Origin of the sequence: Williamsia soli, from assembly GCF_017377795.1 — a bacterium.
In the GTDB taxonomy this organism is placed as follows: domain Bacteria; phylum Actinomycetota; class Actinomycetes; order Mycobacteriales; family Mycobacteriaceae; genus Williamsia; species Williamsia soli.
On sequence record NZ_JAFRDR010000001.1, the window covers coordinates 150507 to 167018 of the forward strand.

General features: G+C 66.2%; 15 protein-coding genes. 6 read left to right on the forward strand and 9 right to left on the reverse strand.

All coding sequences use genetic code 11. The annotated features are described in order from the left end of the window. Complete coding sequence (locus J3S28_RS00710; protein ID WP_207835864.1) at nucleotides 1-858, forward strand: SDR family oxidoreductase; 858 nt, start codon at nucleotides 1-3, stop codon at nucleotides 856-858. Here the strand turns inward: J3S28_RS00710 and J3S28_RS00715 are convergent. The 5 genes from J3S28_RS00715 to J3S28_RS00735 form a co-directional block, all read right to left on the reverse strand. After that, nucleotides 848-1591 carry an SWIM zinc finger family protein gene (locus J3S28_RS00715; protein WP_207835881.1) on the reverse strand — a complete coding sequence of 248 codons (744 nt, stop codon included), beginning with the start codon at nucleotides 1589-1591 and terminating at the stop codon, nucleotides 848-850. The two genes, J3S28_RS00710 and J3S28_RS00715, sit on opposite strands and share 11 nt — an antisense overlap. Beyond that, the gene (locus J3S28_RS00720) at nucleotides 1588-4485 is read right to left on the reverse strand and encodes a DEAD/DEAH box helicase (RefSeq protein WP_207835882.1); all 2898 of its coding nucleotides are present in this window, start codon (nucleotides 4483-4485) and stop codon (nucleotides 1588-1590) included. Before J3S28_RS00720 ends, J3S28_RS00715 begins: the two co-directional genes overlap by 4 nt. A 12-nt stretch (nucleotides 4486-4497) precedes the next feature. Next, a complete protein-coding gene (locus J3S28_RS00725; protein ID WP_207835885.1) occupies nucleotides 4498-4896 on the reverse strand; it encodes a VOC family protein in 399 nt (132 codons plus the stop codon). A gap of 65 nt (nucleotides 4897-4961) precedes the next feature. Beyond that, nucleotides 4962-5984: a 2Fe-2S iron-sulfur cluster-binding protein gene (locus tag J3S28_RS00730; RefSeq protein ID WP_207835888.1), complete on the reverse strand. Its 1023-nt coding sequence runs from the start codon at nucleotides 5982-5984 to the stop codon at nucleotides 4962-4964. 1 nt (nucleotide 5985) lies between these two features. After that, a complete protein-coding gene (locus J3S28_RS00735) occupies nucleotides 5986-7197 on the reverse strand; it encodes a cytochrome P450 (protein WP_207835890.1) in 1212 nt (403 codons plus the stop codon). A 222-nt stretch (nucleotides 7198-7419) separates the two neighbouring features. Here J3S28_RS00735 and J3S28_RS00740 point away from each other — a divergent pair, with 222 nt between their 5' ends. Then, complete coding sequence (locus J3S28_RS00740) at nucleotides 7420-8358, forward strand: AraC family transcriptional regulator (protein ID WP_207835893.1); 939 nt, start codon at nucleotides 7420-7422, stop codon at nucleotides 8356-8358. Nucleotides 8359-8433: 75 nt separating this feature from the next. Continuing rightward, nucleotides 8434-9186, forward strand: a complete 753-nt coding sequence (locus J3S28_RS00745; protein ID WP_207835895.1) for an isocitrate lyase/PEP mutase family protein — start codon at nucleotides 8434-8436, stop codon at nucleotides 9184-9186. A 76-nt stretch (nucleotides 9187-9262) separates the two neighbouring features. Here J3S28_RS00745 and J3S28_RS00750 read toward each other — a convergent pair whose 3' ends face one another. Continuing rightward, nucleotides 9263-10378, reverse strand: coding sequence for a PQQ-dependent sugar dehydrogenase (locus J3S28_RS00750; RefSeq protein ID WP_207835904.1), 1116 nt, complete (start codon nucleotides 10376-10378; stop codon nucleotides 9263-9265). Between the two features lie 188 nt (nucleotides 10379-10566). Here J3S28_RS00750 and J3S28_RS00755 point away from each other — a divergent pair, with 188 nt between their 5' ends. Next, nucleotides 10567-12303, forward strand: coding sequence for a cation:proton antiporter (locus tag J3S28_RS00755; RefSeq protein ID WP_207835915.1), 1737 nt, complete (start codon nucleotides 10567-10569; stop codon nucleotides 12301-12303). A gap of 4 nt (nucleotides 12304-12307) precedes the next feature. Here J3S28_RS00755 and J3S28_RS00760 read toward each other — a convergent pair whose 3' ends face one another. Further along, nucleotides 12308-13249 carry a D-isomer specific 2-hydroxyacid dehydrogenase family protein gene (locus tag J3S28_RS00760; protein ID WP_207835918.1) on the reverse strand — a complete coding sequence of 314 codons (942 nt, stop codon included), beginning with the start codon at nucleotides 13247-13249 and terminating at the stop codon, nucleotides 12308-12310. Then, on the reverse strand, nucleotides 13246-13710 hold the full coding sequence (rnhA, locus tag J3S28_RS00765) for a ribonuclease HI (RefSeq protein ID WP_207835926.1): 465 nt from the start codon (nucleotides 13708-13710) through the stop codon (nucleotides 13246-13248). The genes J3S28_RS00760 and rnhA overlap by 4 nt, the downstream gene beginning before the upstream one ends. Before the next feature lie 43 nt (nucleotides 13711-13753). On the opposite strand from rnhA, the gene J3S28_RS00770 reads away from it, so the two are divergent. Together J3S28_RS00770 and J3S28_RS00775 are read left to right on the forward strand one after the other, a co-directional pair. Beyond that, nucleotides 13754-14785 (forward strand): nitronate monooxygenase, encoded by a 1032-nt coding sequence (locus J3S28_RS00770; protein ID WP_237340904.1) that lies wholly within the window; start codon nucleotides 13754-13756, stop codon nucleotides 14783-14785. Further along, a complete protein-coding gene (locus J3S28_RS00775) occupies nucleotides 14782-15744 on the forward strand; it encodes an SLAC1 family transporter (RefSeq protein ID WP_207835928.1) in 963 nt (320 codons plus the stop codon). Before J3S28_RS00770 ends, J3S28_RS00775 begins: the two co-directional genes overlap by 4 nt. Here the strand turns inward: J3S28_RS00775 and J3S28_RS28670 are convergent. Continuing rightward, the gene (locus J3S28_RS28670) at nucleotides 15735-16511 is read right to left on the reverse strand and encodes a glycoside hydrolase family 16 protein (RefSeq protein WP_207835931.1); all 777 of its coding nucleotides are present in this window, start codon (nucleotides 16509-16511) and stop codon (nucleotides 15735-15737) included. The genes J3S28_RS00775 and J3S28_RS28670 overlap by 10 nt on opposite strands. Nucleotide 16512: the final 1 nt, after the last annotated feature.

A 16512-nucleotide genomic window follows, 5' to 3' on the forward strand; every position in this document is an offset into this window, starting at 1 on the left:
ATGACCACAGCGATAACCGGAGCCACCGGACAACTCGGCAGCCTCGTCGTCACCGATCTCCTCCAGCGGGGTGTCGCTCCCGGCGAGATCGTCGCGATCGTCCGTGACAACGCGAAGGCGGCGCCCCTTGCAGAGAAAGGTGTCACTGTTCGCGTTGCCGATTACAGCGATCGGGCGGCATTGAAGTCCGCGCTCGACGGGGTCGACAAGCTGCTGCTCATCTCGGGCTCCGAGGTGGGGCAACGGGTTCCCCAGCACATCAACGTCATCGAAGCCGCCGAGGCGGCCGGCGTCTCGCTGATCGCGTACACCAGTCTGCTCAAGGCCGATTCGAGCGGCGTTTCCCTGGCGCCCGAGCATCTCGCCACCGAAGAACGACTGGCAGCCTCGTCGATTCCTTCGGTGCTCCTGCGCAACGGCTGGTACTGGGAGAACTACGGATCGGCACTGCCCCAGGCCATCGAGTCCGGAACGCTCTATGGCGCGGCGGGCGACGGTCGGCTGGCCGCGGCCTCCCGCGCAGATTATGCGGCGGCAGCAGCTGCGGTCCTGACGCTCGATGACCAGGGTGGCAAAACCTACGAACTCGGGGGCGACGAGCGATTGACATACGCAGAGTTCGCGAAGATCGTCGGTGAGGTCGTGGGTAAGGATGTCGCGTATGTCGATCTCTCCGAGAGCGACTATGCCGCAGCGCTGGCGGGGGCAGGCCTTCCAGAACCCGTCGCGACGATGCTCGCCGGAGCGGATGCAGGTATTTCGCGCGGCGAACTCGACACCGAATCGGGAGATCTGCAGACGCTGATCGGCCGACCGTCGACCCCTGTGGCCGACGTCATCAGGGCCGCTATCGCGTGATACGGGCGTAGAGCTCGGCCAGTTCGTCGACCGCCTGGGCCACATCCATCGCCGCGGCACCGGACCGTCGCAGCGCTGCCGACAGGGCAGTGGTGTCGAGTTCGGACAGGACGTCCAGCGGCGGGGGGTGTGGCAGTGCGGGCAACTGGCGGCCATCGCCGTAGAAGTCGACGTCCGAGGGTGCGGGAGCGTCCGATTGCTGCGCGTCGGGACGGTCGCCGTCATCCCGCAGATGCGCCAGGAGCAGCGGCAGGTCTGCACCCATGATGGTCAACAGGGTCGCCGGATCCTTGTCGATCGACGCGGCCAGCTCGTAGCTGACGGCCAGGACGTGGATGCAGCGGTCGTCGTCCACTGGGCACGTGCATTCGGTGCGTATGTCCGTCGAGTCCGCAGGAATCACCAGTGATCCCAACAAGTCCGGTTGCTTGCCGCGGGTCACGGAGACGAGTTCGTCGGCTTTGCCCCGTTCGCGGAGCATGGAGACCACAGTCGCCGGATCGGCCGGGCCCGCCTCGATCTCGACCTCGAAGGGGTCGAGCTGGCTGCCCTGCACCAAACCGGTCACCCGGCCGGACCTGACCACCAGGTCGATGACGTTGCGGTCGCGAAAGTACGTGCGGGCCTTGGTGATCTTGCGCAGTTCGGCGGGGGTCTCGACGGCCAGCAGGAACCCCTTCGACCACGGCGTCAGTCCGTAACCGCGGGCTGCCGGCTTCTTCTTCGCACTCACTCGCTCACCGCCTCGTCGCTCAGCCGCATGAGCTCGTACAGCTCGTCATTGTCCGAGGCCGCGAGCCAGCTCTCACCGGTGGCCACGGTGAGTTCGGACAGCTCGCGTTTGTCGCGGATGAGCTGGTCGATCCGTTCCTCCAGCGTGCCGACGCACACGAACTTTCGCACCTCGACCCGACGTTGCTGCCCGATCCGGTAGACGCGGTCGGTGGCCTGGTTCTCCACGGCCGGGTTCCACCAACGATCCAGATGTACAACGTGATTGGCCGCAGTCAGGTTCAGCCCGGTGCCACCGGCCTTGAGCGATGCGATCATGACCGGTGGGCCGTCGTTCTCACTGAACTCGGTCACCAGGGTGTCGCGCGCGGAGCGACTGAGGCTGCCGTGCAGGAACGAGACCCCCGCGCCGATGCGGTCTGCCAGCCATGGCTGCATCATGTCGCCAAAGGCGGTGAACTGGGTGAAGACCAGCGCGCGCTCGCCGTCGGCGACGATGTTCTCGAGCATGTCGGCCAACAACTCGACCTTGCCCGAGCGGTGCTCGTTCCGACGCATGATGGGTGAGCCGTCACCGAGGTAGTGCGCCGGGTGATTGCAGATCTGTTTGAGGCGCGTCAACGCCGCGAACACGGTTCTGCGCCGCTCACTCCCGCCCTGTGGGTCCTCACCCTTGCCCAGGGCGTTCATCAGCTCGTCGATGACCGCCCGGTAAAGCGCAGCCTGCTCGACCGTGAGGTTCGCCCGCACGGTCAGCTCTGTCTTCTCGGGAAGGTCGGAGATGACGGCGGGGTCGGTCTTGACGCGGCGCAGGATGAACGGCGACGTGACGGCATTGAGCCGACGCACTGCGCCCTTGTCCCGCTCGCGTTCGATGGGTTCCGCGTAACGCGACTTGAATGTCGATGCGGTGCCGAGCAATCCGGGGTTCACGAGGTCGATGACCGACCGCAGATCCTCCAGCCGGTTTTCGACCGGAGTGCCGGTGAGGGCGATTCGGTGTCGGGCGGTGAGAGCGCGCACCGCCTTGGACTGCGCGGTCGCGACGTTCTTGATGTGTTGCGCCTCGTCGACGACAAGGCGGTCCCACGTCATGGGGCTCAGCATCTTCCGATCGCGAGAGGCGATGGCGAAGGTGGTGATGACGACATCTGCCCGAGCCGCAGCAGGGCCGAAATGTGGCTGGCGCAGCCGAGCCGGTCCGTGATGGATCAGCACCGAGGTATCGGGCGAGAATCTGGCGATCTCCCTTTCCCAGTTGCCCACCACCGACATCGGACAGATCAGCAGCGTGGTGCCCGGTTCTTCGTCAGGATCAGCGGCTTCCGCCTCGGACCGCATCAATGCCAGCACCTGGATGGTCTTGCCCAGTCCCATATCGTCGGCGAGCACGGCTCCGATGCCCAGGGAACTGAGATGGCGGAGCCATTCCATGCCGCGCTGCTGGTAGGGTCGGAGTTCGGCGTTGAGCGAGGTCGGGGCAGTGAGAGCAGGTGGTGCCATCCGGCCGACGCGTTTGATCTCGTCGAGCCAGGACAACCCGTCGACCCGGGTCACCGGCAGCGGCAGCCGATCGTCGCCGTCGGTGACCAGATTGAACAATTCGCCCATGTCCGCGGGCTGACCCGATTCGGCAAGGGCGCGTTGGGCCTGGATGAAGGACGCCGACCGCGAGAGCGCGGAGTTGTCGGCCCGGATCCACCTGCCGCGGACCTTGACCAGGTCTCCCTTCTGCCGCGCCAGCGCATCGAGTTCGGAGGCGTCGAGCACGTCCTCGCCGAGCGCCAGTTGCCACTGGAAGTCTCGTATCTCGCCGAGCCCGACCACGACGTTGCGCTGCCTCGAACCGCCTTCCGGTTTCCCGCGCAGCGCGAGCGTGGGACGCACATGCGCGATCGAGCGGGGAAGGAGTACCTCGAAGCCGGCCTCGGCCAGGGCTGCGACGCCGGTGTCGAACAGGCTCAGCACGACGTCGGTGGTGAGTAGGAAGTCCAACGAATGATCATCGTGGAGCGCGGATTTCAGATCAGGGAACGCGCGTACCGCACGGGCGACATCGGTGGTGATCTGATCGATCTCGTGGGTGTCGAGACGGCGTAGTTCAACCGGTTCGTCCGGACGGTCGAGGGTGCGCCTGCACACCTGCAACCGCCAGCGGGTGTCTTCGTAGTCGTCATCTTCCCCGTCTTCACCGCCCGGCTCGTTCAGTCGGAGCACCAACGACGACTCACCCTGACGCAAACCGTCGGCCCAATTCGCCCACGCCGATGCCGCCGACGCGGCCTTGTCCGCCGACATCGCCGGTGCGTCGGTGTCGGGGAGCAGGGCGCGAACGAAGGAAGAACGCACGGACGACGGCCGGACGTCGGTACAGCTGTTGCGGCACAACTGGTCTGTGATCGCACCGCAGAAATCCATGATCGCGGTGGATTCCCCGTTGTCCAGAATCACCGGAGGCGCAGCCGCGACGGCTGTGGACAGCCAGTTGCGCCAGCTCGCGGTGGTCAGAGGTGCCCAGCGCACCGCCCACTCTCCGGCCACCCAGTTGACCGAGGGCGCGACGGCCCCAGAGCGCACGAATCGGTCGGTGGAATCGACCAGGAATCGGTAATAGCGCAGTTCGCCGCCGACCTCGTCCGGCGAGTCGATCGATTGGAGCAGTTCCACGGTGGCCGCGGGGCCGAGGGTGAGTGAGGCGATCTCGCGGCGCAGGGGCCCGGGGCCGGCCAGTGCGATCGTGCGACGCAGCGCCCGTTTGCCGATCGCGGCCTCCATCGGTGCGGGCAGACCGTCGGGAACCCGATCAGTGCACGGCTCACCGTCGGCGTCGGTGAACCACAGTGACAGCCCTATGCCCGAGCGCCACAGAGCATGTGCGGCGGGGGTCTCGGTCACTGGTTCATGGTGTCAGGTGCGGGGGCAGCTGACACAGAACAGGTTGCCTTCGGGATCGGCCATCGTCGTCCACTCCACCCACGGGACCTCGTCGAGGACGTCCCACTTGCGGACGGCACCCAGCGCCTGGACCCGTTCGACCTGTTCCTCCCGGCGGCCGGTTTCGGTACTCAGGTCGAGGTGGATCCGGCCCGGACCGGACGACATGTCGTTGCTCTGGTGGAAGAACAGCGGAACCCCACCCGGTGCCGCCGAGACATACACGAAGTCATGGCCGTCGCCGCCCGCCACCTCGCCACCGAGAACAGAGATCCAGAACGCGGCGAGTGCCGCCGGGTCGGCCGCCGCGAAATTGACGGCACCGATCGTCATCGTCGAGACGGGCGCGGATGGTGTGGCGGCATCGGTCATGCGGTGACGATAGGCCGAGGTACCGACATCGCCGGTCGCCCGACTCCCGCCGCGGCGACCTCTCGTCAGACAGGGCTCAGCTGAATTGCGGGGGTGTACTTCTCCCGGTGAATGCGACGTGGTGACATCCGCCGGCGTTTGAGCGCTTTGACGCCTGCTTCGACCATCGCCGGTGGGCCGCACAGGTACGCCGAGAAGCTCTTGCACGAGGGAAGGTCGGCAATGACGGCGTCGCCGACATAGCCGGTGCGGCCGGACCACTGACCGCGACTGAGGCAGGGTGTGTAGTTCACACCCGGATGGTTGGCAGCGAGGGTCTGCCAGTGCTCGACGTCGTAGAGGTCCGACTCGAACCGGACGCCGTGATAGACGTGTATCTCGCGCTCGGGATCGAGTTCCAGGGCCGCGGTGGCGATGGATTTCAGTGGTGCCAGTCCGGTGCCGCCGGCCAGGAGGATCAATCCCAGATCCCGATCGTCCGGGGTGAAGCAGAAGTCGCCCCACGGCCCGGTCATCGCCACCGGGTCGCCCACGGTCATGCCGTCGAAGATCCAGCCGTCGGTGGCCGCACCGCCAGGCTGTCGACGGATGTGGAACTCCAGCTCGTCGTCCTGTCCGGGCGGGTTCGCCATGGAGTACGGACGGGTGGTGCCGGTACCCGGAATCGACAACTCGACGTACTGGCCTGCGGTGAACTCGAGGGGCTCATCGAGCAGAACGGAGACCGTGAGGGTGTCGTCGGCGACTTGACGGATCGAACCGACAGTTCCGGAGATGTCGCGGAGCACATGGTGGCGTGCGCTCGAATCGACCGTCACAGAATCGATCTCCACGTTCGAGGTCGGTACCGACTGGCACGAGAGGACGAATCCCTGTTCCTGCTCGGTGCTCGAGAGCACGGTGTCGAGCGGCGGTGGTGTGTCGACCGTACCGGTGCTGATCCGCACCTTGCAGGTTCCGCACGTGCCCTGGTTGCACGAGTTCGGAATCCACACCCCACCTCGCAGGAAGGCGTCGAGCATCTTCTGGTCCGGGCCGCACTCGACAGAGGTGCCGCCCGAGTCGATCCGGAATGTCCGTTCCGACATCTCACACCTCCCAGGTGGTGTGCAGCGACGTCGGGCCGCGAAAACCCCAGCCCCAGAACTCGACGGCACTGTCGGTGTCTCGTTCGAGATTGGGGATGGACTCGAAGAGCTCCTCCAGGCCGATCCGGCACACGTGATTCGCGAAGTAGATGCCGGCACAGGCGTGGTTGCCTGCTCCGAATGCCAAGTGCGGCAACGGCGGGCGGGTGAGGTCGTAGTCCGACGGTGCGTCGTAGATGGTGGCGTCGTGATTGGCGGATCCGTAAGACATCAAGACCACCGAACCTTCCGGGAGGTCGACGCCGGCCACCTCGACATCACGCGTGCTGATGCGAGCGGTTGCCGACCAGATCGGTGAGGTCCAACGCATTCCCTCGGCGATGGCCCGTGGGATGAGTCCTGGCTCGTCGACCACCTGCTCGAGTTGATCCGGCCTGGTGAACAAACCGACCAGCGTCGATGCCATGGCATGCCCTGGTTCTTGCATCGCGCCGAGGAGGTAGACGTAGAGCGTCGGGTAGATGTAGTCGCGGTCGCGGGTCTGGCCGGCCGGCATCCCGTCGTGGAGCCAGTGAGAGATGGCGCTGTCGTCGGGGCTGTCGATCCAGTGGTCTATCAGTGGGTCGACGATGGACCGGATCTCGCGCTTGGCGTCGTCCGCTTCAGCGAACCCCTCTGGATTGGTGAACTCGCCGTCCTCGTCGACACCGGCGTTGGTGAACGAGTTCGAGAGCTTGTGGAACCACTCGCGGAGTTTGTCGGAGCTGACCGTCTGGAGCCCGAGGAGGTCACCGAGAGCGCGGACGCTGACCGGCTCGCAATAGTCCGCCACCAGCTCTGCACGGCCGTTCTCCTCGATCTCGGCGAGGTACCGCCGAGCGATGGGTCGGACGAGGTCGTCGATCCAGCGGTCCACCTCCTGTGGCTGCAGGGCCGGATCCACCATCGACCGGAGATCGTCGTGGATCGGGCCATTCACCCCGATGACCGCGGGATGACCGAAAGTGCGTCCACCGGCTTTGGTGATGACGGCTTCGAAGTCTGGGCTGGTCGCTATCGACCGGCAGATCTCCGCGGTGGTGGCCACATACGACCCGAGGACGGGCAGATAGGCCAACGGCGCCTCGCTGCGCAACCGCTCGTAGACCGGGTAAGGATTGCGCTCGAGTTCGGTCATGGTGATGTCGTCTATCCAGGACAAAGTGCTGGTCATCGCTGTCTCCTTGGCTGATGTGGAGGGTGCTCGTTGGAACTGGTGTGACGAGACAGTAGGGCCGGGGTGGCCGTCGCGGCGACACCCGATACGCGAGGTCGGTACGGATTGCGCGACGATTGTGATCTCCATCGCACAACTGCTGGCACGCCCCGTGAATCGCGGGTTCAATCGGAGATGCAGCCGCAGCCCCGGTACGCATGAACGGAACCGAGAGCCCAGATGTCCCCACCGAGCAACACCCACATCAGTGATTGGGAAGCCGCGCACCTGGCGGTCGAACAGGTGTACTTCCCCCATGAACTGGCGGCGTTGTCCTCGCCCGACCTGTTGGCACTGAACTTGCGGACCGTCGACCTCGGGCCGGTGACGATCGGACGGCTGAACTGGGGAACCGATGTCTCGATCGCCTGTGACTACCCCGGGGCATACGAGATCAACATCCCCCTCACCGGTCACCTCGACTCGCGGTCAGGGTCGGTGAGCACGGTGTCCGAGCCGGGGCAGGCGACCGTTTTCACCGCCGGGCGGCCGTCGACCATCACGAGGTGGTCTTCGGACTGTCAGGTGGTCGGGGTGAAGTTCGAGGCCGACTACCTCGAGCGTGAAGCCGATCGGGTGCAGGCCACAGCGCTGCGGTCCCGATTGGTGCTCCCGGATCAGCTGGATCTGACCGGACCAGACGAACGCAGCTGGTTCGCGCTTGTCCGTGCGCTCACTGCGCAGCTGCGCGAACCCGCCGACCTGTTGTCGAATCCTCTGGTGGGACCGCAGTTGGCCAGCGCTGTGACGACGGCGTTCATCGTGGCGATCTCCCCTGACACACCTGGCACCGGGCTCCGGCCGCGCATGGTCAAGAGAGTCCTCGACGCGCTCCATGACGATCCGGCCAGGGAGTGGACGCTGGCCGACATGGCCGAGCTCGGTGGGTCGAGCGTGCGGCGGCTGCAAGAAGGGTTCGCCGAACACGTGGGGGCCAGCCCGACCGCAACGCTGCGAGACATCCGGCTCAGTCGGGCCCACGCCGACCTCACCATGCGAGGTGGTGCGACAACTGTGTCGGAAGTTTCTGCGCGATGGGGCTTTTCGAGCCCGAGCCGGTTCGCTGCGGCCTATCGTCGGCGGTTCGGGGAACCACCCTCGCGCATATCCCGTCCCTGAGTCGAACACAAGAATTCACCGGCCGATGTTCCAAACCATGGAATGTCTGGGGCATCCGGCGTAGTTGTGGGAGACATGACTGATCTCTCAAGCAAGGCAAAGACGCTGCTCGAACTCCACCAGCCAGGTAACCCGGTGATCCTGCCGACGGTGTGGGACGCATGGTCGGCGAACCTCGCCGTCTCTGCGGGTTTCACCGCACTGACCGTGGGCAGTCATCCGGTGTCCGACTCGATCGGCAAGCCCGACAACGAAGGCATCACCTTCGACGAGCTCACCACCCGCATCAAGCAGATCACCGACGCCGTTGACGTCCCGATCTCGGTCGACATCGAAGCGGGGTACGGCGAAGATCCCAAGCGCCTCATCGAGGGCCTGATCACCGCGGGCGCTGTTGGCCTCAACATCGAGGACACCGTCCACAGCGAAGGTGGCCGGTTGCGCGAGGCCCAGGAGCACGCCGACTTCGTGGGTGCCCTGCGCGCAGCGTCGGATGCCACCGACGTGCATGTGGTCATCAACGCCCGCACCGACCTGTTCGTCAAGCAGGTCGGTGACGAGTCCGACCGGGTCGAGCGAGCCATCGAGCGGCTGAAGCTGGCTGCCGCGGCCGGGGCCGATGTGCTCTACCCGGTCGGCTTCCACACCGACGAGGTCCACAAGCGGCTCACCAGCGAGCTGCCGCTGCCGGTCAACGCCATCGGGCACCCGGTGAGCAACGAGAAGTCCGCGCTCGCGGCTCTCGGGATCGCCCGGGTCAGCTTCGGCCCGCTGTTTCAGCTGGTGCTGGCCGAGCGCGCGAACGACGTCCTCGCTGCCTGGAAGTAATCCCCGATGATGTGCCCTTTCGGCGGACCCCACCTGGGGTTTTGTTCGCCAAAGGGGCACATTTTCGGTGTGTGGGTCAGCCGAGCTCGACCCGCTTGATCCTGTCGTCGCCGTCTTTCGGGTCGCCGCGCCCGTCGGTGTTGTTGGTGAGGAACCACAGCGACCCGTCGGGCGCGACCGCGACATCGCGGAGGCGGCCGAAATCACCTGCGTAGAGGTCGTCGCCGGCGGCGGGATCGCTGACCGGGACTGCGCGTAGGCGTTCGCCCTTGAGGTTTGCGATATAGAGGGTGTCCCCGGCGATCGTCATCCCACTCGGGCTGGCGTCGTCGGGACTCCACTGCTGGACGGGATCGACGAAGACGTTGTCGCCGCGGACGTCGCCGTTCATCCCCTCGACCGCCGGCCATCCGTAGTTGCCGCCGCGGGTGATGACGTTGAGTTCGTCCCAGGTGTCCTGCCCGTACTCGGACGAGAACATCGTGCCGTCCGCGGCCCAGGCCAGACCCTGCACGTTGCGGTGGCCCAGCGACCACACGGGACTGCCAGGAAAAGGGTTGTCCGCCGGAACCGAACCATCGGGGTTGATCCGCAGGATCTTTCCGGAAAGACTGCCCAGATCTTGCGCACTCGGCCGGTCCTGGGCGTCGCCGGTGGTGATGTAGAGCATGCCGTCGGGTCCGAACGCGATGCGTCCACCGTTGTGCGTGCGTCCACCGGGGATGCCCGCGATCACTTCCTCAGGTGCGCCGAGGCCGAGCGTGCCTGCAGACCCGGTCAATGGGTAGCGCACGACCCGATTGTCACCAACTGCGCTCGTGAAGTAGACGTAGAGATCCCTGTTCTGGACCCCCAGCCCGAGAAGGCCGCCCTCGCCGGCCGGGGCAACGTCTGTGACGGTCCCGACGACCCGGGTCGAGTTGCCAGTCACCTCGAGGATGTCGCCCGAGTCGCGTTCGCTGATGAGCGGGGCGCCATCGGCGAAGGCGATCGACCAGGGTGCGTCCAGTCCGGTGACGAGGTCTTCCGGAACCGCGTCGCGCTGTGCCGCCGGTGGGGCAGAAGACGACGAGTAACCCGGCGGATACGGGGTCCCCGACGTTGTCACCGTTCCGCTTCCGGAATCGCCGCCACACCCGGCTATCAGCGTCGCTCCGGCTATCGACATGATCAGTCCGGTTCTGGTTCGCATGACCACCTTCGGTGTGTGATGTCCGTTTCCGACCGTTACCGAAAACGGTACGCGAAGCGCAGTGGGCACATCTCATAGCGAATTCACGGTGGGTTCACATCTCACCGGTGGTTTCGATGCAGGACGATGGGGGCGACAGTGGACGGTCACGGCAGTAGAGGAGAGGCGCCAGTGGTGGAGACGATCGCGTGGAGCTGACGCTCGTCGGAGTGGTCGCGATCATCGCGATCGTCGCAGTGGCCGTCTTCGCCGGACGACTCGGTGTCGCCGCCCCTCTGCTCCTGGTCATCGTCGGCGTCGGACTCAGCTTCGTGCCCGGAGTCCCGGACCTCGAGGTCGAGCCGGAGCTGATTCTCGCCGGAGTGCTGCCCCCGCTGCTCTATTCGGCCGCGGTCAACATGCCCGCCCAGGACTTCCGCCGCAACTTCAAACCGATCAGCGCGCTCGCGGTGGTGCTCGTCGTGGTCACGACCCTCGGAACCGGCTGGTTCTTCCACGCGCTGATCCCCGATATCGGCTGGCCGGCGGCCCTGGCCTTGGGTGCGGTGATCAGCCCCACCGACGCCGTGGCGGCGACCTCGGTCGGCAAGAAGCTCGGCTTGCCCTCACGGGTGGTCGCCGTGCTCGAGGGCGAGGGGCTGGTGAATGACGCGTCCGCTCTGGTGTTGCTCCGCTCGGCGGTCGCAGCCCTGGGCGGCACGGTCACCCTGTGGGGCGTCGCAGGTGACTTCGTCTTCGCGGTGCTGGCAGCCGTGGTCGTCGGTGCGATCGTCGGCTACGTGAACGTGCGGATCCGTGGTCTGCTCAATGATTCGGTGCTCACGACGGCCATCTCGCTCGTGGTGCCGTTTATCGCATACATACCCGCGGAGGAGGTCGGTGCCTCGGGAGTGCTCGCGGTGGTGGTTGCGGGCCTGATCACCGGGCACCTGGGATCGCGGTATCTGAGGGCGCAGGATCGGCTCGCGGAGACGACCAACTGGCGCACCCTCGCGTTCTTGCTCGAAGGCGCGGTGTTCCTGTTCATGGGGATGGAACTGAAGAAGGCCGTCGAGCAGGTGCAGGAGAGCGAGTTCAGCACCTGGACCGCGGTGGCGATCGGCCTGGTCGCTTCGGCCATCGTGATCGCCTTGCGGATCGCCTTCGTCGGCCCGATGGTCGGGTTGCTCCGCCGCGACACCCGGCGCGCATCGGACGCGGTGTCGCGGCTCGACGAGATCCAGGCTCGTCTCGACGCCCGAGAGCCCGACGAACGGTTCACTGCACGGCGGCTCGAGTACATGGAGACACGAGTGGCCCGAGTCTCGGCTGATCTGGCGTTCCACCTCAACGAGACGCTCGGTTGGCGCGGTGGGGTGGTGCTCGGGTGGGCCGGGATGCGAGGTGCGATCACGGTCGCCGCCGCGCAGACCCTGCCCCAGGACACCCCGCACCGACCCCAGCTGATCCTGATCGCGTTCGTCGTCGCGGCGACGACCCTGCTGCTGCAAGGGTTCACGCTCCCGAGCGTGATCCGGATGGCGAAGGTGGCCCCGGACGATCCAGAGCGGCTGCGCGACGAGTACGCCCAGCTCGTCGATGAGTTGCAAGAAGCCGCGACCGCGGCGATCGATGATCCCGACGTACTCGAGCAGGCAGGTGGCTCGGTTCCGGAAGTGGTCATCGAGCTGGTGCGCGCGGACAGCATCGTCGGTCGCGTGAGATCGAGTCGCGATGCCGCGGACGCCGAAGACACCGAGGCCAACAAACAGGGTCGGGAACGATACTTCGCGCTACGCCTGCTGGTGCTGGCAGCAGAACGAAAGGCACTACTCAAAGCCCGGAAGCTGGGTGTCTACAGCTCCCAGGCCCTGACCCATGCCCAGAACCTGCTCGACCTCGAGGAGGCCCGGCTGCAACAGCTCAGCGACGACGAGTCGGAGTGAGCAGTCAGTAGCTGGCGTTCGGGTCCACCCTGGCGAGCATGTCGTCACCGCCGGCCGCGAAGCGTCGCAGGTTCTCGCCTACCCACGGTGCCAGCGTCCGTTTGAGACCCGACGAGGGATTCGCCACATGCGGGGTGATGATCACGTTCGGCAGATCCCACAGCGGATTGTCGGCGGCGGGTGGTTCGGGATCGGTGACGTCGAGCGCGGCGCCCGCGATCGCGCCGTCGACCAGTGCCTGATGCAGGGCATCTTCATCGACGAGTGGTCCGCGGGCGACGTTGATCAACCACGCGTGCGAGCGCATGGCGGCCAGCGACTCCGCGTTGATCATGTGCCGGGTCTCATCGGTCGAGGGCGCCGCCAGGACGACGTGGTCGCACCGCGGCCACACCTCGTCGAGCCGATCGAACGGCAAGGTCTCCATCGCGCCCTCGACGTCTCGCCCGGAACGGTTCACGGCGATCACCGCGGCGCCGCACGCGGCAAGCCGCGGGATCAGAGACCGGGCGATACCGCCTGCGCCGACGATGGCGACCGTCGACCCGTGCAGTGAACGCACCGACGCGTCGACGGCGTCCTTGTCCCAGCGCGTACGCACTGCGGTATTGATCTGCCGAAGGCCCGTCAGCAGCAGGGCGAGGGCGTGTTCGGCGACGTTCTCGGCGTAGAAGCCCGACGCGTTGGTCCAGATCCGCTTCTCGTCGAGCAACCCGGCGTTCAGAAACGACTCGATCCCGGCCAGGCGCAGCTGCACCCACTCGATGTGATCGGGGAGCGGTTCGGGGAAACCGGCCACGTCACCCGTCCAGACAAGTACCCGGGCGTCGTCGAGCCCGGTCAACTCGCCTCCCGCAGTCAGGATCGCCTCGGAGATGTACGGGTCGGTGTCGGGAAGCAGGGCGACGGTTATGAGCCCGCCGGATGTCGGTTCGGCGGCGGTCATACGGGCTCCTTCAACGTCCGGGCCGCAGAGGTCGCCAGCTCGTCGGCGATCTCGTTGTAGTGGTCGCCCGCGTGGCCCTTGACCCAGCGCCACTCGACGTCGTGCCGCTCGCACTGGGCGATGAGTTCACGCCACAGCTCACTGTTCTTGACGGGCTTCTTGTCCTTCGTCTGCCAACCGTTGGCCTGCCAGCCCGCAGCCCACTTCGTGATGCCGTTCCGGACGTAGGTGCTGTCGGTGTAGAGGATCACCGTCGATCGCTTGGTGACGGCCTCGAGTCCCTTGATGGCGGCGGTGAGTTCCATCCGGTTGTTGGTGGTGGCCGGTTCCGGTCCGGAGATCCGTTTTTCGTGGTTCTTGTATCGCAGGACGGCACCCCAACCGCCGGGACCGGGATTGCCGAGGCATGCGCCGTCCGTCGAGATCTCGACCGGAATGGTCACATCGTTGTCGTCCGCCATGGCGAGAAGGCTACCGTCGCCTCAAGACAAGTGGAGGAGGCGGATGGTGACCATGTTCGACCTACGCGGGCTCGACGCCCCGATCGTCGGTGCACCGATGGCAGGCGGTCCCAGCACTCCGGCGCTGGCCGCTGCGGTCAGTGGTGCCGGCGGACTCGGCTTTCTGGCGGGCGCCTTGCTGGGAGCAGAGAAACTCGCCGCGGATATCGACACCGCGCGGAACCTGACCAGCGGTCCACTCGGGGTCAATTTGTTTGTGCCGCAGTTCGACACCGGAATACCGGAGAAGATCGCGGCGTACGCCGCGGAGCTCGCGGAACTGGCCTCGCAGTTCGAGATCGAACTCGGCGAGCCCCGCTACACCGACGACGACTACCCGGCGAAAGTCGAGGTGCTCCTGGACCTCAAACCCGAGGTCGTCTCCTTCACCTTCGGCTGCGCGAGTGCCGGCGACATCGCCCGGCTGCGGGCCGCGGGAATCACGACCGTGGCAACGGTCACCACGGAAGCCGAAACCGAGATCGCGAAGGCCCGTGGGGTCGATGCGTTCGTCGCGCAGGGGCCGGGCGCCGGAGGGCACCGCGGCACGTTCGATCCACTGGCGCAACCGGCGACAGACTCACTCGAGGTCCTCCTCGCGGCGGTTCTCGAACGCGCTGATGTGGTGATCGCGGCAGGCGGTATCGGCACCCCCGAAGAGGTCGAGCAGGTGGTGGGTCTCGGGGCGGTGGCAGCACAGGTGGGAACGGCGCTGCTGCTCAGCGACGAGGCCGGCACGAATCCGGTGTCGCGAGCAGCGCTCCACGATGGGCAGTTCACCGAAACCGCTGTCACAAAAGCCTTCTCGGGGCGCTATGCCCGAGGCCTCAAGAACCGGTTCATGGAGAACCACGATCAGACGGCGCCCCTGGCGTACCCGCAGATCCACTATCTCACCGGTCCGTTGCGCCGCGCCGCAGTGAGGGCGGGCGATGCCCACGCGACAAACCATTGGGCCGGTACCGGCTTCACCAATGCCCGACCGGATGCCGCCGCCGCCATCGTCGAATCGCTGAGCAGCCGCGTCCGGCGATGAGCGAGACGGTGGCGTTGTCTCAGCCGAAGGGGTTGTCTCCCGGCATCTTCGGGGTCGGATTCGGGCTCGCGGGGCTGTCCGGTACGTGGACGATCACCGCTGCACACACCGGACTGCCCGTCGGTGCGGCCGACGCGCTGTGGATCGTCACCGCTGTTGTCTTCGTGATCAACGTCCTCCGCTTCTGCGCTCGAGCGGGCAACCCGGTCCACTACGTGGAGCACTTCCGGCACCCGATCACCGGACCATTCGTCGCGCTGGCGCCGGCAACCGCAATGTTGTTAGGGGACCGGCTGTTTGCGGAATCTCCATCGGTTGGACGCGGTGTGGTGATCGCCGGCTTCGTCGTCGCGGTGGTGTTGGCGCTCGGCTTCATCCACAACGTGCTGCTCGGGATGGGTTCGATAGAAGACCTGCACTCGGGTCACCTCCTGCCGATCGTCGCGGCCGGCTTCGTCGGCGCACAGTCCTTGGCGACCATCGGTGCACCGAACACCGCTGTCGGAGTGTTCGGTGCAGCGGTCTTGGCCTGGTTCCTCGTCGGCGCCGCGCTGGTGGCACGGCACGCCTTCTTTGCGCCGCTACCGGATGCGCTGGTGCCCACGATGGCGATCTTCGCGGCCCCACCCGTGGTCGGGGGCAACGCCTGGTTTGCGATCACGGCACCGGACAGCTCCGACGACCGGATCCAGATCGCACTGCTGGGTATTGCGGTACTGCTCATCGGTAGTCAGCTGATGCTCTTGCCGCGATACCGCAGAGTGCGCTTCTCCCTTAGCTTCTGGTCCTTCACCTTCACGGCTGCTGCGGCCGCGACATATGGGATCCACTGGTTGGCGCTGACGCATCCGCCGGGCGAGATCGCTTGGATCTGGCTGCTCTTCGCGGTGGCGACGCTGATCGTGGGCGGTATCGCACTACGGTCGTTGGCACTGCTACGGCCGAGTCGTCAGGCGTAGCCGCGCACGTGGTCGATGATCAACTCCGGCACGAGATGGTCGTCGTGCCCGTCGCTGCGGTCTGGGAAGTCGAACACGGCGAGCATCATCTGCATCGGGTACGTCGGTGGATCGGGGCAGCGCCGAACGAACTCGTCGTCGACGTAGAAACTGACGGAGTCGGGAGTCCAGTCGACCGCGTAGGTATGGAACTCGGTGACGTCGATGGGCGTGGGCAGCGCCACGAAGTCGTCGACCAGAGCGGGATCGCGGAATGGATGCACACCCGTCCCCACTGCTGCTGATGGTTGAGATGTGATGGAGTCACCGAAGATCTCGGCCACGCAGATCTCGCCGCTGCGGGACGGGACGTCTTCGAGGCCGACCATCCACCACGCGAACATCGATCGTGGCGAGATGGTGGCGCGCATCCGGGTCTCGAGGTATCCGCCTGACGGAGTCCAGCCGGCCAACGCGGGTTGCTCTTCGCGTACAACGGCGCCGACGTGTGGTGGCTGCTGGCCAAGTGTGCTGCCCACCGGTCCGGAACCGTTGCCGGACTGGACGGCCGAGACGCGGAGTGGGTCGTGCTCGTCGGCCAGCCACAGTCCTTGGTCGCGAGGGATGCTCAGGTGCAGGCATGAGTCGGAGAGAGACCACGTCGCTGCGGTTGCCGCCCGGGAACTCCAGGCAGGCAGATAGTGCGGAAGCCAGACGTCCAGGTCGAGTTCGGGGCCGTCGAACTCTTCGGCGAACACCAGGGTGCGGCCGGAAGACTGAGCGCCCACC

Coding starts and splice junctions, on each gene's coding strand:
- J3S28_RS00710 (WP_207835864.1), top strand. CDS start 1: ATGACCACAGCGATAACCGGAGCCACCGGACAACTCGGCAGCCTCGTC.
- J3S28_RS00725 (WP_207835885.1), bottom strand. CDS start 4,896: ATGACCGATGCCGCCACACCATCCGCGCCCGTCTCGACGATGACGATC.
- J3S28_RS00730 (WP_207835888.1), bottom strand. CDS start 5,984: ATGTCGGAACGGACATTCCGGATCGACTCGGGCGGCACCTCTGTCGAG.
- J3S28_RS00735 (WP_207835890.1), bottom strand. CDS start 7,197: ATGACCAGCACTTTGTCCTGGATAGACGACATCACCATGACCGAACTC.
- J3S28_RS00740 (WP_207835893.1), top strand. CDS start 7,420: ATGTCCCCACCGAGCAACACCCACATCAGTGATTGGGAAGCCGCGCAC.
- J3S28_RS00745 (WP_207835895.1), top strand. CDS start 8,434: ATGACTGATCTCTCAAGCAAGGCAAAGACGCTGCTCGAACTCCACCAG.
- J3S28_RS00750 (WP_207835904.1), bottom strand. CDS start 10,378: ATGCGAACCAGAACCGGACTGATCATGTCGATAGCCGGAGCGACGCTG.
- J3S28_RS00760 (WP_207835918.1), bottom strand. CDS start 13,249: ATGACCGCCGCCGAACCGACATCCGGCGGGCTCATAACCGTCGCCCTG.
- rnhA (WP_207835926.1), bottom strand. CDS start 13,710: ATGGCGGACGACAACGATGTGACCATTCCGGTCGAGATCTCGACGGAC.
- J3S28_RS00770 (WP_237340904.1), top strand. CDS start 13,754: ATGGTGACCATGTTCGACCTACGCGGGCTCGACGCCCCGATCGTCGGT.
- J3S28_RS00775 (WP_207835928.1), top strand. CDS start 14,782: ATGAGCGAGACGGTGGCGTTGTCTCAGCCGAAGGGGTTGTCTCCCGGC.